Source organism: Sphingobacterium sp. 2149 (genome assembly GCF_031455655.1).
In the GTDB taxonomy this organism is placed as follows: Bacteria; Bacteroidota; Bacteroidia; order Sphingobacteriales; family Sphingobacteriaceae; genus Sphingobacterium.
In genome coordinates this window covers 196,754-210,810 of record NZ_JAVDTD010000007.1, presented here as the reverse complement: position 1 = coordinate 210,810, position 14,057 = coordinate 196,754, and the positions used below count along the sequence as shown (strand labels likewise).

At 40.5% G+C, this 14,057-nt stretch carries 12 protein-coding genes and 1 tRNA gene; 7 read left to right on the top strand and 6 right to left on the bottom strand.

The annotated features are described in order from the left end of the window. The first annotated feature begins 69 nt into the window (after positions 1-69). The 3 genes from J2X77_RS12035 to J2X77_RS12025 all read left to right on the top strand — a co-directional run bounded on the left by J2X77_RS12035 (position 70) and on the right by J2X77_RS12025 (position 3,581). The gene (locus tag J2X77_RS12035) at positions 70-1,545 is read left to right on the top strand and encodes a DUF6600 domain-containing protein (RefSeq protein ID WP_209579061.1); all 1,476 of its coding nucleotides are present in this window, start codon (positions 70-72) and stop codon (positions 1,543-1,545) included. Positions 1,546-1,705: 160 nt separating this feature from the next. Next, complete coding sequence (gene pncB / locus J2X77_RS12030) at positions 1,706-2,887, top strand: nicotinate phosphoribosyltransferase (protein WP_209579060.1); 1,182 nt, start codon at positions 1,706-1,708, stop codon at positions 2,885-2,887. Next, entirely contained in the window at positions 2,880-3,581 is a 702-nt protein-coding gene (locus J2X77_RS12025; protein ID WP_209579059.1) for a methyltransferase domain-containing protein, read from the top strand. Before pncB ends, J2X77_RS12025 begins: the two co-directional genes overlap by 8 nt. Positions 3,582-3,608: 27 nt before the next feature. Here J2X77_RS12025 and J2X77_RS12020 read toward each other — a convergent pair whose 3' ends face one another. From J2X77_RS12020 to J2X77_RS12005, 4 genes are all read right to left on the bottom strand, one after another. Further along, the gene (locus J2X77_RS12020) at positions 3,609-4,541 is read right to left on the bottom strand and encodes a DUF4097 family beta strand repeat-containing protein (RefSeq protein WP_209579058.1); all 933 of its coding nucleotides are present in this window, start codon (positions 4,539-4,541) and stop codon (positions 3,609-3,611) included. A 96-nt stretch (positions 4,542-4,637) separates the two neighbouring features. Continuing rightward, a complete protein-coding gene (locus tag J2X77_RS12015; RefSeq protein ID WP_209579057.1) occupies positions 4,638-5,459 on the bottom strand; it encodes a hypothetical protein in 822 nt (273 codons plus the stop codon). Next, positions 5,449-6,006 carry an RNA polymerase sigma factor gene (locus tag J2X77_RS12010; RefSeq protein ID WP_209579056.1) on the bottom strand — a complete coding sequence of 186 codons (558 nt, stop codon included), beginning with the start codon at positions 6,004-6,006 and terminating at the stop codon, positions 5,449-5,451. Before J2X77_RS12010 ends, J2X77_RS12015 begins: the two co-directional genes overlap by 11 nt. Before the next feature lie 225 nt (positions 6,007-6,231). After that, positions 6,232-6,714, bottom strand: a complete 483-nt coding sequence (locus J2X77_RS12005) for a hypothetical protein (RefSeq protein WP_209579055.1) — start codon at positions 6,712-6,714, stop codon at positions 6,232-6,234. A 520-nt stretch (positions 6,715-7,234) separates the two neighbouring features. On the opposite strand from J2X77_RS12005, the gene J2X77_RS12000 reads away from it, so the two are divergent. From J2X77_RS12000 to J2X77_RS11985, 4 genes are all read left to right on the top strand, one after another. Further along, entirely contained in the window at positions 7,235-7,759 is a 525-nt protein-coding gene (locus J2X77_RS12000) for an NADPH-dependent FMN reductase (protein ID WP_209579054.1), read from the top strand. Between the two features lie 36 nt (positions 7,760-7,795). Beyond that, positions 7,796-8,017, top strand: a complete 222-nt coding sequence (locus J2X77_RS11995; RefSeq protein ID WP_209579053.1) for a VF530 family DNA-binding protein — start codon at positions 7,796-7,798, stop codon at positions 8,015-8,017. 55 nt (positions 8,018-8,072) lie between these two features. After that, a complete protein-coding gene (locus J2X77_RS11990; RefSeq protein WP_209579052.1) occupies positions 8,073-8,522 on the top strand; it encodes a KTSC domain-containing protein in 450 nt (149 codons plus the stop codon). 430 nt (positions 8,523-8,952) lie between these two features. Then, a tRNA-Pro gene (locus J2X77_RS11985) sits at positions 8,953-9,026 on the top strand. 198 nt (positions 9,027-9,224) lie between these two features. Here the strand turns inward: J2X77_RS11985 and J2X77_RS11980 are convergent. Next, complete coding sequence (locus J2X77_RS11980) at positions 9,225-10,796, bottom strand: RagB/SusD family nutrient uptake outer membrane protein (RefSeq protein WP_310080934.1); 1,572 nt, start codon at positions 10,794-10,796, stop codon at positions 9,225-9,227. An 80-nt stretch (positions 10,797-10,876) separates the two neighbouring features. After that, positions 10,877-13,861 carry a SusC/RagA family TonB-linked outer membrane protein gene (locus J2X77_RS11975; RefSeq protein ID WP_209579050.1) on the bottom strand — a complete coding sequence of 995 codons (2,985 nt, stop codon included), beginning with the start codon at positions 13,859-13,861 and terminating at the stop codon, positions 10,877-10,879. Positions 13,862-14,057 lie beyond the last annotated feature (196 nt).

Sequence of the window (14,057 nt, the reverse complement as noted above, 5' to 3'; positions counted from 1 at the left end):
ATTCGTTATGCTGTCATAATAACAAAGACTACGGCATAGAGTTTTGTCACACTTTAAAATATTACAGAAATGAAAAATTTAGGCAACATAAAATATTGGGTACTGGGGTTTATTGGTATCGCTTCTTTCTCAAGCTGTGCCACCTCGATGGCCCAACGCGGTGGATATAACAATTATGACCATTATAACAACGCTGGCGTCTCATTCCAGCTGTTTTATGATCAACTATCGCCTTATGGACAATGGGTTAATGACCCGAATTATGGTTACGTTTGGATTCCGGACGTTGGCCCTAACTTTCAACCGTATGCTACAAATGGTTATTGGACGATGACTGACTATGGAAATACCTGGGTATCCAACTATGACTGGGGCTGGGCACCATTTCATTATGGTCGCTGGAATTACAATGATCGCTATGGATGGGGCTGGGTTCCTGACTATGAATGGGGACCGGCATGGGTAAATTGGCGTCAAAGTAACGACTATTACGGCTGGGCACCTATGGGACCAGGTATGAATATCAATGTATCCGTCAATATTCCAATGAACTTCTGGACATTTGTGGGAGTCAATCATTTCATGAGCAGGGATATGGATCGTTATTATGTGAATCGTAGAAATTACAATAACATTTATAACAGAACCACAGTTATCAACAATACAACGATCATTAACAACAACTATTATGTTGGCGGCCCGCGAAGAGCAGACATCGAGCGCTCAACAGGAAGAAACATCACAGTAAATAGGATAGCAAATGCGGATAGACCTGGATCGGTTCGTAGTAGCAGCAATCGCAGCAATGAAATCAGTATGTACCGTCCGGCTGTAGATCGTAATACGCGGTCGTCTGCACGTCCAACGAAGGTAGTGGATGCCTCTACCCGAACACGGAATAACAATAGCGAGATATCAGATCGTACCAATCGCGTTATCAGTAACCGCGATAACATCGATTCAAGATCTGGAAGTCGTGAGTTGTATATTGACAACAGTGGAAATGCTTCTGTAAGGTCCCGTAATGATGCCAACAGTACAGGCTCGAGCCGCAGTTCAATCAATAACACTAGAAGCGGAGACAACGGGGCGACAAATAGAAATACGAATGGTACACAACCTAATTCGAGTAACTATGATTTTAGGACGCGATCAGGTCGGCAATCGGATGCTCCAAACAACAATAACCCTACATCTACCAGTAGAGGGAGGCAGAACGGTTCCGATCAGACTGTACCGCCACGCGTAGTTCAACCTACAACAGCACCGCAACGGAACGGAAATTATGATGGTAACAGCACACGTTCGGGCCAACCCGTGTCTCAGCCGGTACAAAGTCGAAATTCCGATAGCCGGACGCGTTCGAACCAACCGGTGTCTCAACCAGTGGCCCAACAGTCTAAAAATCGGAGTTATGAAAACACCAGAAGCAGATCCAATACAGAAAATTCATCGTCTGTATCGCGATCAAGAAATTCTGGAAGCTCAGGTGAGCGTAGCTCCGGACGTTCTTCACAAGGTTCTGAAAGATCTAGAACAAGATAAGGATGACCGAATAACATGATAATTCATAAAAGGCGGATGAAATAACAAATTTCACCCGCCTTTTACATATGTGTCTTTTGATATTTATCATGAACAATCCACACAATTTCACGTTAATTAGTAAATTTACCGCTTCAAACAAAAAAACAGATCGATAAGGATGGCTTCATTTACCTCTATATTAGATAATGACTTCTATAAATTCACGATGCAGCATGCTGTAGTCAAGTTGTTTCCAAAGGCCAAGGCTCGTTATCATTTTATCAATCGGGGACACCACAAGTTTCCTGAGGGTTTTGATGTCCTCTTGAAGCAGGCTGTTAACGAAATGGCTAATTTGAAACTAACAAAAGCCGAAAAGACTTTTTTTGCCAGAACTTGTCCTTATATCGACCCAACCTATTTTGACTTTCTCCAAGGTTACCGATATGATCCCGAAGAAGTCAAAATATTTCAGGATGGTCCCGATCTAGAAGTCGTTATCGAAGGGTACTGGTATCGCACTATCCTCTGGGAAGTTCCGTTGATGTCTCTTATCTGTGAACTTTTTTATGAATCCCAGGGCTTACAACGTTCCTCCGATGCAGACGTAATCGCCACAGCGAAAGATAAAATCGAAAAATATAAAAAACTCAATATTACTATTGCTGATTTTGGCACCCGAAGACGCCATTCTCATGAAGTGCATGATTTGGTCGTTCGTACACTCAAGCAATATGGCGAAAAAACATTTATTGGCACCAGCAATGTCTATTTAGCAATGAAATATGAAACGAAGCCCATCGGCACCCATGCCCATGAATGGTTTATGTTTCACGCCGCTAAATATGGCTACAAAATGGCCAACCTCCTGGGACTGGAACATTGGTCTGATGTGTATCGGGGCGACCTCGGAATAGCACTATCGGACACCTATACAACAGAAGTCTTCTTTCAACAATTCGATAAAAAGTTAACCAAATTATTTGATGGAGTCCGACATGATAGTGGAGATCCTCTTGAATTTACAGATAAAGTTATTGCACACTATAACAAAAATGGAATCAATCCGCTTTCAAAGACCATTATATTTTCTGATGGCCTAGACTATGAAAAAGTCGAAAGAATTGCGGGCTACTGTGAGGGTAAAATCTTACATTCCTTTGGCGTTGGCACCAATTTTACGAATGATGTAGGTCTTAAACCAATGAATATTGTCATCAAGATGACAGATGCTTTGCCAGAAGATGATCAATGGAGTCCCGTCATCAAATTATCTGACGAACCGATGAAACATACAGGAGATGAAGACTCCATTTATATTGCAAAGAAAGTATTAATGATTGATGATGACCATGCATAGAGACGTATACGGTGAAGCCCTTGATGATTACTTTGTACATCAAGAAGAAAAATTCCCCCTCATACTCCATACCAGCTATGGCGATAAAGACGAAATGCCGGTAGAGATTTTCTTTCGGGAACCTGATGATTTCCCTGAGCTAGAATTTATTGGTCTATCGCTATGCGATGGACGTGTATTGGATGTGGGCGCTGGAGTAGGCAGCCATAGTCTATATTTACAAGAAAAAGGCTTTGAAGTGGATGCATTGGAACAATCCCAAACCGCTTGCCATATCATGCAGCAACGCGGGGTACAACATATTATCTGCGAAGACTTTTATAAATTTAAAGGGCAGCGATACGATACGCTTTTGCTGCTGATGAACGGGATCGGTATTGCTGGAGATGTGGAGGGCTTTCGAAAACTACTAGCGCATAGTAAAGAACTATTGACGGAAAATGGGCAGCTGATTTTTGATTCGTCCGATATCAGTTATTTGTATAAAGATTACAACGTCAAGAAGCCGGCCCACTATTTCGGGGAAATCCAATATCAGTATGAATACAAAGGCTCCCGAGGCGATCTCTTCAAATGGCTGTATTTAGATCAGGATTTATTGATTAAAATTTCGCACGAAATGGGTTGGGTAGTCCAAATTTTATATGAAGATGAGAATGATCAGTATCTCGTACGTATGGAACTAAAAAAGTAGCCTGTTATCTATAACAGGCTACTTTTACTACTTCTGGGTCCTGATATAGATATCTCCCAGGGATGTTTTCAAAATCACGTCCTGTCCACCGCCATTCATTTTGCCCTTCACTGCATTACCCATAGGGATTGACTGGGGCTCCTCAGCGCTTTTTTCAAATTGGAATTCATCTGCGGCATAGATATTTCCCATTGCTGATTTCACATCCACATTTGCCCCAAAATTCTTGGGAAAAGCAACATCTACAGCGCCCATTGCAGCGACAAGAGAAATAGGTCCTTTGACCGGTTGAACAAACTTGGCTGTTACATCTCCCTGTGCAACCTTCACATTGATTGGTCCCGTTACGTTCAACAAATTCACATTTCCCATCGTATTGGAAACTTCCACCTCAGCGTGCATATCTTTCAATTCGATCACTCCAGCATTGAACATCGCACCACGCCCCCCTTTTATCGTCAACGGTAGATCCATAGGTATCTTGATTCGGATAGAATCCTCTAGGGGCATCCCGACCATGCTTATTTCGGTCACTCCACCTTCTGTTTTGATATTCATTCCGAGTCCCGAATTATCCGATAATCCAGAACCATTAACGACACGTAGGCCTTTTGCACGATCATTTCCCTCATTATCCTCAACCTTAGCGGTAATCAGCACATCCTTCCCCTTATACCCTTCGATATAAACATTATCCAACTTTAACAGGAGTTTACTTCCTAAATTAGGCACTTTAATTTCCTTCCAGCTTTTGGGTCCATTAGAACCGCCGAATCCTGAAGAATTGAATGTAAAATTAGTACTATTACTTACGGCAACGCCTGAAACCGCTCTAGCCTTTTTAGGAGGATTAGGAGGCTTTGGCGCAGCAACTCCTTCCACACTTTCATTTACCTGGGCCTGTAATGCACTTGCAAAAATAAGTGCCATCCCAATCATCATTATCCTTAACTTTTTCATCTCAATTTATTTTTTCTTCCTTATTATTAACCAAGCCATCTGCTCTACCTTTTCGTAAGCGAGCTTACACAAGTGGACGTTCTTGAATCTATTCATCTATTGATTTAATAATACCGCATACGCCTGTTCTTTCACAAATTTCAAGGTGAAGGGATCCTCCACAATTTCAGTTAACTTTTCTTTTGTTGTCGCTTTCATCTTTGGATCATCTTGCTGAACCATCATTTGCATAAGCTCCATTTGCAACGTGGGATCATTTTGCACCACAAATAAGTCCTGAACTTTCTGCTGACGTTCTTCTTGGCTCAGTCCTCTTAATATCGTTTCGATTGCAGCTATACGCACATTACTGTTTTGATCCGATACAGCAGTCCTTTCCAATGCTCCTCTACTATTCCGATCTAACCCACCTTCATCTTTCAACGCTAAGACAGCACTTAGACGTGCGCTTGCGGAACTCGAATCCTGAAGCATCTCAACGTAATCAATTTTCTCTTGCATTTTACCTAAACCATTGGTCGTTACGTTTGCTGTTGCCAACTGCTTTCTTTTGGTTTGCCTACCCGCTATTGCCATAGACGGAGTCAATTTAGTTGAATTATCGTTATCAGCGCGTCGTACTGTTGCGTTAACGGCTTTTTTATCGCTTTCATTTTCGCGAACAACATGAGGACGTACAGCAGCCACGGGCTTTTCAATCATTAAGTCGCCCGGTCGGTTAAAAGCGATAAATGCTGCTGTTCCTACCAATAAGACCGCTGCTGCAATACTAGCCCACTTCCAAAGAGGCTTAATCTTTCTTTGCTGAACAGGCGGAACTACTTGTGGTCTTATTTTATTCCATAAGTCAGCCGAAGGTTCTCTCTGATCAAATGATTCCCGATTTGCGTTCACAAAATCTTTTAAATTATCCCGCATAATTATACCTTTCCTTCAATTGTTCGTAAATTTTCTTTTTAGCGCGATGGTATTGGCTACGGACGGCAACTGCTGTCATTCCCAATGCTTCCGCAACTTCGTCATGGCTCATATTTTCAAACAGATAAAGGTTAACGACCATCTTGGGCACGCCCGTCAATTGATCAATTACATGCTCTAAATCCGTTAAACGGCACTCACGCCATTCTTTTTCCAGTAATTCATCTTCGCCATCATCCTGAATTTCCAAATCGTCCACCGACGTAAAATACTGTTTATTCTTCCTTAACAGTGAAATAGCCTTATTCACGCCCATCCTTCTCAACCAAGCTTCCACACTGAGAACCAAATGCCACTTTTCCGATCTTGAAAAAAAGTCAACAAAAGTCTCCTGCAAAATATCTTCACTCTCTTCCTGATTGGCCAAAATCCGATAAATAGAATTAAAGATCTTTTTTGCATAGCGATGATAAAGCTGCGCAAACCCAGACTCATTACCCGTTTGGCACATCGCTAATAAATCTTTATCGCTAAGCTGATTTTGCACGTTGTAAAATTAATTCTGTTAATTCTTATGTTTCTACTATGTAGTCGACACCCTCTCGAAAATGTTGCAATATAATTTCACTTTTTTTACAAATAATTTTAAAAGTACCTAAAATGCCTTTTAGACGATCCTGTACTGCAAAAAAAAACAGAACAATGATCTTAAGTATCTGCATGATTAAAATAGCTTAATACCGATGCTATAACTCCTTTATACCAATATTGACTATCTGACTTTAAGATAGGTTTCTACAATAGTATGGTGAACTCCTAATTCTGGCAGATTTTCCACGCCTGTTTGAATCAATGTATCCCCCTTTATCTTGAGTTGAAAATCAAATGTATTCCTTTCCCAATCACGTATGGAACAATATTGCAAACTTTCTTGATATTTAACACCATCAAAGGAATAGGTCCCGCCGCCCGCTACAAACAAAGGTTCTTTCCCTTTGCCTTTTTCCTTATCATGATTAAAAAAAGAAAAGTGGTCATCATTAAACATTTTAAACATCTCTGTTTTGCTACTGTCTGTAAAAGCTGTCACAGTATCCTTTCCTTTAATTGTCTTGCTGTCAATTAACTTATACGTACCGGCCAAAGATTTTGATTTTAACGCATACATTTCTTTCTTGTCCCCGTTTCCTTTACATGAAAAAAACAAACAGGAAGTCGATACCACAAATAGCAAATGATTTTTTAGGTTCATCATATTTATAAAAGGTTTATAGCAGCCAAACTACAAAAGTTCAGGCTCAATCAAAAACAAACTACGCTAATTATTTAGCTGACCAAACTAAACACACCACCAATAGTCAAGCTTCAGTTTAGTTCCATCTGGATACTCCATCAACAAGGCATGCTATATCCATTCCCCCATTTGCAATAAGCAATTTTTAATCCTATTTTAGCGATGGTTAAAATTAATATAAAGCAATGCATAACGCATGTTGATGCTTTTAATTAATCATTTTTTCAATGAAGGATGGTGTTGGTCCACCATCCTTTTTTTATTTTCTGATCCAATCACCGTCTTCTATAATTTCACCTGAAATCGGCTATCCTTACTGAGGAAAGTTGGATCAAAAACAGACCAATCTAAAAATTACAGCGAATCGGAGAATAAAGTAAATCGTTTGAATCGAATATTGTAATTTAGTTTCTTCATTCAGCATATAAGAAAAATACAAACACAGCGGATATAGACAACCGTTGATTAGATTTAGACTCACATGAAAACTATTTTTGCAATTGTAGGTAGCGCCAGTACCCATTCATCCAATCATCATATTATAAAGCACCTACAAAAAGAGATTAATGGCGATATCCATTTCACGCTATTTGATCGTCTGAAAGAACTGCCGCATTTTGATCCAGATGAGAGCCAGTCCCATCCACCTATTGAAATTATTGCATTACGCCAAATTATTCAAGAAGCAGACATTGTTTTGATCTGCAGTCCCGAATATATTTTCAGTGTGCCCAGTGGATTAAAAAATCTACTTGAGTGGTGCGCAGCAACCACAGTTTTCAACGATAAGCCCATAGGTATCATCACCGCCGCTGCACAAGGTGAACATGCACACGTCGAACTGCAACACATCATGCGCGGATTAGGAGCCCAAATTGATGAAAAAAGAAACCTACTCATCGAAGGAGTAAGGGGCAAACTGGACGGTGCGGGAGAAATCTGGGATGAACAACTCCGTACGGCGTTAAAGGAACTGGCTGCACAACTAATTGATAGTAAAAATTAGCACGATCCATCAATTGAAGATTATTATCTTTACGACATGCAAGAACAAATTAATAATCCACTACACGGTAAAAGACTTGACACCATTATAGAATATTTAGTAGAGTACTATGGTTGGGAAGAATTAGGTCAACGCATAGCTATTCGATGTTTCAATGAGAATCCAAGTGTCAAATCTTCGTTAACTTTCTTAAGAAAAACACCTTGGGCTAGAGAGAAGGTCGAGCAGCTCTACGTAAAAACGTTATTGAAAAAATAAGTTTTTTTCCTATTTTATAGCGAATAATCTGATTATTAAGCATAACTTTGCCGCCATGAAAAAAATTGCCGACTACCGGAAGTTACTTAACGTAGATAAATCTGTGGATCTCAAAACCCTGAAATCTACTTACCGGACGATCATGAAAGAATGTCATCCAGATAAATTTGTCAATGATGAAGAAGGTCGTTTGGCTGCAGAGGAAAAAAGTGTTGCAATGATCGAAGCATACCACTTTCTGGTAAGCATCTGTTCTGAAACATTAGAGCAACAATTGCCCATCTACACAGAGACAATTACCAATTCAGGTATTCAGGATGTTGACTGGAAAGGACAAATATTGACTGTCACTTTTCACGACGGCAGCCAATATGAATATTTCGGTGTTCAGCGAAACGATTATATTAAATTTGTCAATGCAGATTCTTTAGGTCGATTTGCCCGTAGACACATCTTCCATTCTTACCCTTACCGTAATGTATTAAAGACTGCAACAGTATCTTAGAAACTGTTTTCATCCAGCTATACAAAGATAAACGCCCGCTATCCGATGGATATTGGGCGTTTATATAAAATGTTAAATGTTTAAAAGCTATCTATAGAACAACACTGTTAACAAATAGTTTTATCATTTTAATATAAAGTCCGCAGACGCTCTACCGTAAAATGTACCAGGCATTTGCACTCACTTGCAGCTTTCCATACCCTACTATTTCCCAAAAGGACCTATTAAATCTTACAGCAAAGATAAAGCCTGTATTTAGACTTTGAGTCAATACCTCGATCTCAAAAAAGATTACAAATAGTGCTCTTGCAAATTCAATGGCTTTTTTTCTTCTTTTAGATTTTATTTTTGTTCGATAATTATTACTTTAGCGCTACCAAAATTATTCTAGCCAACGGCCCTGAAAAAAGGCCTTCCACTTGAATTAATTCGGGATGTAGCGTAGCCCGGTATCGCGCCAGCATGGGGTGCTGGAGGTCGTCGGTTCAAATCCGGCCATCCCGACTTTTTATCCTTTACTTTTTAACTAACATCGCGTTTGCGCTCAAACGGAATATCGCTTTGAAAATTGAATAGCAGTGATACCTTTCAATCATAAAAAAGGTATTTAGCCGATTGGAGTTTTCCGCACCAGCTAGATACCTTCTTCTATTAAACAATTAGGATGAAGCCATCCTGTTTGTTACGAACAGTTCCTTCAGCTTAATAGCCTGGATTCTGCTTCAAGTTTGGATTCACCGCAAGCTGCTGACTTGGAATCGGATAAACCAAAGTTTTCGGATCAGCATCTGCAGCCTTTTCCTGCCAGGCCAGTAAGAACTTACCGAAACGAATCAAATCTTGTCTTCTCCATCCTTCCCAATATAACTCGCGAGCACGTTCGTCTAACAAATTGTCAAGCGTCATGGCTGTAAGATTATCTACACCACGATTGAGTCGAATTCCATTAACCAGCGCAAGAGCTTTGGCAGCAGTCCCTGTCCCTCCTCGGAGTATTGCCTCTGCTTGCATTAACAAGACATCAGCATAACGAAATACCACCCAATCGTTATTTCGTTGCCCAGTAATACCATAGTCAAAAGCATACTTCATTGGACGAATACCGGCTGTCTCCAATGTTGCACCTGATGTACGGATTGTTACTTCACGTGTAAAAACTAAAGGTGCGTTCGCTGGATTTCTAGCCATCAATGGCTTGTTTGTACTCCAATTATATTGTTGCCCAGCAAAAAAACCAACATTTTGACGTTTAAATTCCTTCTTTTTATTGGACGTTGTATCCGCTGCATATTCATAATAAATTCCCCTTCGTTCATCCGATGCAGAAAATTTATCGTAATAGTCTGATAAGGTACACCAACCGTTCCATCCCCCCGGATTCATATTATAATGCGCAATTGTATTCCATGTACGGTCCACATTTCCACCCCGATCTCCATTTTTATTGTACAAAGTAAAAATATTCTCTGTGGACTTTTCGTCGTTGTCAGGTGCAAAATTGTCAAAATATTTGCCTTTTGGTGAAATTGAATAAGCACCCGTAGCGACAATTTCCTTAGCAAGCGATACTACTTTATTCATATCCTCCGCCGCAAAAGCTGGCGATTGTCTATTTAAAAACGTCCCTTTGTTAAGATAAATTTTCATCAACAAGGCTTTTGCAGCATTTTTGTTTGCTACATAAGCCGCTTTCGGCCCGTTTGCAGGCAAACTCGCTATAATTTCGTTGAGATCCTTAACCATATAGTCAATAGCCGCCTGTGGCTGTAACACCTCTGGTGCGATTCTAAAATCTTCAAAAGAGGCTCCTTCCCGGATGGGCACTACGCCATAGAGATCCAACATATCAAACATGACCAACGCACGAATAAACTTCGCTTCTGCCCCTTGCTGCGCACTCGGATTATACCGCAACACATTGCCCGCATTATAGATGGCTGTCCCTAAACTGACGAAAGTGTTGTTCATATAACCATTGTCTGCATTCCAGGTATGTAAATGGATCGCACGATGCATACCATTATCATCCCAGTCACCACCACGCGTTGGAGCCATGGCGGCATCTGATGAGATTTCCTGCATCACCCAGCGCTGTTCCTGCTGATAAGGTGTATTCAATGAATTATAAGCAGTGATCAATAAGCTTCCAGGATCCACATTGGATGTTCCCTCTTCTAATTCTCCTTTAAATTCCTCCTTTAATTTAGTACAAGAAAATGTACTTGTTACAATGGAGCCAATTATTCCGATATATAATAAAGTTCTTAATTTCATCTTTTTTATCCTTCTAAATTTATTATCTGTTCATCCATTTCGATTTTAAGACATTCACACAAATGACCTACAGTATATGCTTAAAGCGAAAAATTAACCCCCAATAGAACATTTCTTGCCGGTGGATACGGCAAATATTCAATACCTAACGATGGGATACCATTTGTTGCACCATCGGTATTCACTTCTGGATCAAATCCAGTATACTTTGTGATTATAAAAAGATTCTGTCCAGTTAGGGATACATTTAAGTTCTTAAGCGTTCTGCCTACATTACCAACACGGTAACTTAAAGTTAGATTAGCCATTTTTAAGTAATCTCCTTTTTCAAGAAATCGCGTAGAAGGCGCTGCAGAATTGGATGTAGATTCTTTAACTCCAGTGTTAAAAAATGCGGATCCAATATTACGTGATGACAAATTACTCAGTCCCAAGGTTGTTGCGGCTGTGTTGTTAAATAGATAATGTCCAAAAGCACCGTTCATATTGGCCGCCAAAGAAAACTGTTTGTAATTTACATTTGTTGATAGTCCCAGTAAAGTGGTAGGATTTGGACTATGCATATAAAATTTATTAATAGCAGGATCGTTGGCAGTACTGATACTTCCATCCTGTCCGCGATACATACTCATACCGGTTTGTGGGTCTATCCCTTGATAATCCGCCAAGTACCAAACATTAAGAGGCTGTCCATTCACCATACGTTGCCCCAATACACCTGAGAACCCTTGCCCCCGTAGCGCTCCTGTTTCGTAATATCCCACCAACCCACTCACACTATTTTTAAGAAAAGTAGCATTTCCAGTCAAATCCCAAGTCCAATTGTCGTTTTTGATAATAGTACCTGTCAATGCTACTTCCACTCCTTTATTGACAATTTCGCCGTCCAAATTCACCCATATACGTCCTGCTGGAGCCGGTTGTGCGAGTGTTTGCTCAAATAGTGCATCTGTAGTTTTTTTATTAAAATAGTCGATTGATCCGTAGAGACGATTGCCCAAAATTCCAAAGTCGATACCTGCATTTAGCGTTGTGGAAGTTTCCCATTTCAAGTCAGCGTTTCCATAATTAGCCTGGCTTACACTTTGGTTCCCGAATACCAATCTATTTAACGAGGCACCCGAAGGGAATTCTTGATTACCTGTTCTTCCCCATCCTAAACGGACTTTCAATTGGTTAAATAAACCGGAAGACTTTAAAAACTCCTCCTCATTAATGTTCCAAGCTACCGCCAGGGAAGGAAACATAGCATACTTGTTGTTTGATCCGAATTTAGTAGAACCATCTCTACGCACCGTTGCTGTCAATAAATAGCGATCCAAGTAATTGAATCCCCCTCTTAAGAACATCGACTGCAATTGGTTGGTCGGACTTCTGTACGACGATATTTCACGTGTGGAAACAGGTGTATATTGTAGGTAGTCAAAATAATCTAATCCCATATAACGAAAACCGCCGCCAAAGGATATGTTATTATTATAGTTATAATCCAAATACTCATAACCTGCTACCGCATTGACACTCCAATCTGAATTGATTTGCTTATTGTAGGAGAGCATATGCGTCATTTGTAAGTTGGTTTCTCCATTATTTGAAATAAAGGCCTGCTCATTGTTTACAGCTGAAGGATCAATAAGTCCTGCGCGGTACATCCCTTGGCGATTTCCAGTTTGTCGCATCGCACTATAAATAAAGCGATATTCCAAATCGTCTGTAATTTTATAGTATGGCGCCAAGTTGATCACCATGGTATTCGTTGTCGCCAAATCTTTAAAGGCTTCAATACTCGTTAAGGGGTTTCGTGTTGTTGAACTAACAAATGTTAAATTGCCTTGATCGTCTCTTAAGGGGCGTGTTGGATTCCACTGTAAGGCTTGAGAGATCACATTTCCTTCCGAACCCACCATCGCATTGATCGGCGAATACCGATTGTCCATCTGCGTCAAAAAGACTGCAAAATCCAATCCCAATCGTTTGTTTTCCAGAAAACGGAAATTACCGTTAAAATTAGCTGTATATTTCTTCAGTTGTGATCCACGAATAATACCGTTTTGATTTAAATATCCACCCGAAAGACGATATTTTCCATATTCGGTTCCACCTGCTACATCAGCATAGTAATTTTGCGTGATCGCTTTTCGTGTGATCGCCTTAAAGGCATCCTCATTGCCACCAAAATCAGCATTTGCAACTTCAGATGGTGTATAATAATTTAGCGCTTCTCTAAATCGACCAGCATCCAATACGTCGGGATATTCCCGCATAGTTGAAACACCTGCAGACGCTCCTACAGAAACCTCAGGTTGCCCTACTTTCCCCCTTTTCGTTGAAATAATGACAACGCCGTTTGCACCCCGAGAACCGTAGATGGCGGTCGCCGAAGCATCTTTAAGAATATCCATGCTCGCGATATCACCTGGATTCAAATAGGTCAACGGATTTCCCCTATCGGAAGAAAAACCCCCTCTCCCCTCGGGCAGCGGCGAATTGCCGGACATAGGTACACCGTCGAGTACAAACAACGGATTGTTACTTGCCCGGATCGATGAGTTCCCACGGATACGTACTGTCGTTGACCCGCCAGGTTGCCCCGTATTATTAATTACCATCACACCGGGCGTCTTTCCTTGTATCAGTTGATCAGGACTTGTCATGATTCCTTTATTAAAATTTTTAGCGCCAATAGTGACCATAGATCCCGTTAGATCCTTTTTCCTCGCGGTACCATAACCGATCACCACAACTTCTTCTAGGCCCTGACCAGCACTAGGTTCCAAAGCTACAGTAACTTCATTTCCTACAATAGGCACTTCTTTTAAACTATATCCGATAAAAGAGACTTCCAGTGATTTAGCATCTTCGGGAACAGTCAATGTAAAGACACCTTTTGTGTCTGTTGTTGTAGCGGCAGTCCCTCCTTTTACCTTGATTGTAGCTCCTGCCAATGGACCCTGTGTTTCATCCACAACCTTCCCCTTTAAGACTTTCGTCTGGGCAAATGCAATAAAAGATACAAGCAGAAATGTAAGTGTCATTGCGCATTGTGCAAGTAGTTTATTTTTCATACGCTTTTTGATTAGTGGTTTAATTGATTTATGTCGTGCATGTACGATGCACAGCTCATATTAAGTGATTTAATGCTATTGATAGATGTTAAAACTCATCGAAAATGAACGTCTACTTGGCCAACTGTTGCATCAACGAGTCTGTGAGGCAAAATCATAGAAATATTGGTTCGTGTAGGGGCACAGGCTCTACCTG

What these genes read in the sequence shown, in the direction of transcription:
- J2X77_RS12035 (WP_209579061.1), top strand. Translation starts at nt 70, where the DNA reads ATGAAAAATTTAGGCAACATAAAATATTGGGTACTGGGGTTTATTGGT.
- pncB (WP_209579060.1), top strand. Translation starts at nt 1,706, where the DNA reads ATGGCTTCATTTACCTCTATATTAGATAATGACTTCTATAAATTCACG.
- J2X77_RS12025 (WP_209579059.1), top strand. Translation starts at nt 2,880, where the DNA reads ATGCATAGAGACGTATACGGTGAAGCCCTTGATGATTACTTTGTACAT.
- J2X77_RS12020 (WP_209579058.1), bottom strand. Translation starts at nt 4,541, where the DNA reads ATGAAAAAGTTAAGGATAATGATGATTGGGATGGCACTTATTTTTGCA.
- J2X77_RS12015 (WP_209579057.1), bottom strand. Translation starts at nt 5,459, where the DNA reads ATGCGGGATAATTTAAAAGATTTTGTGAACGCAAATCGGGAATCATTT.
- J2X77_RS12005 (WP_209579055.1), bottom strand. Translation starts at nt 6,714, where the DNA reads ATGATGAACCTAAAAAATCATTTGCTATTTGTGGTATCGACTTCCTGT.
- J2X77_RS12000 (WP_209579054.1), top strand. Translation starts at nt 7,235, where the DNA reads ATGAAAACTATTTTTGCAATTGTAGGTAGCGCCAGTACCCATTCATCC.
- J2X77_RS11995 (WP_209579053.1), top strand. Translation starts at nt 7,796, where the DNA reads ATGCAAGAACAAATTAATAATCCACTACACGGTAAAAGACTTGACACC.
- J2X77_RS11990 (WP_209579052.1), top strand. Translation starts at nt 8,073, where the DNA reads ATGAAAAAAATTGCCGACTACCGGAAGTTACTTAACGTAGATAAATCT.
- J2X77_RS11980 (WP_310080934.1), bottom strand. Translation starts at nt 10,796, where the DNA reads ATGAAATTAAGAACTTTATTATATATCGGAATAATTGGCTCCATTGTA.
- J2X77_RS11975 (WP_209579050.1), bottom strand. Translation starts at nt 13,861, where the DNA reads ATGAAAAATAAACTACTTGCACAATGCGCAATGACACTTACATTTCTG.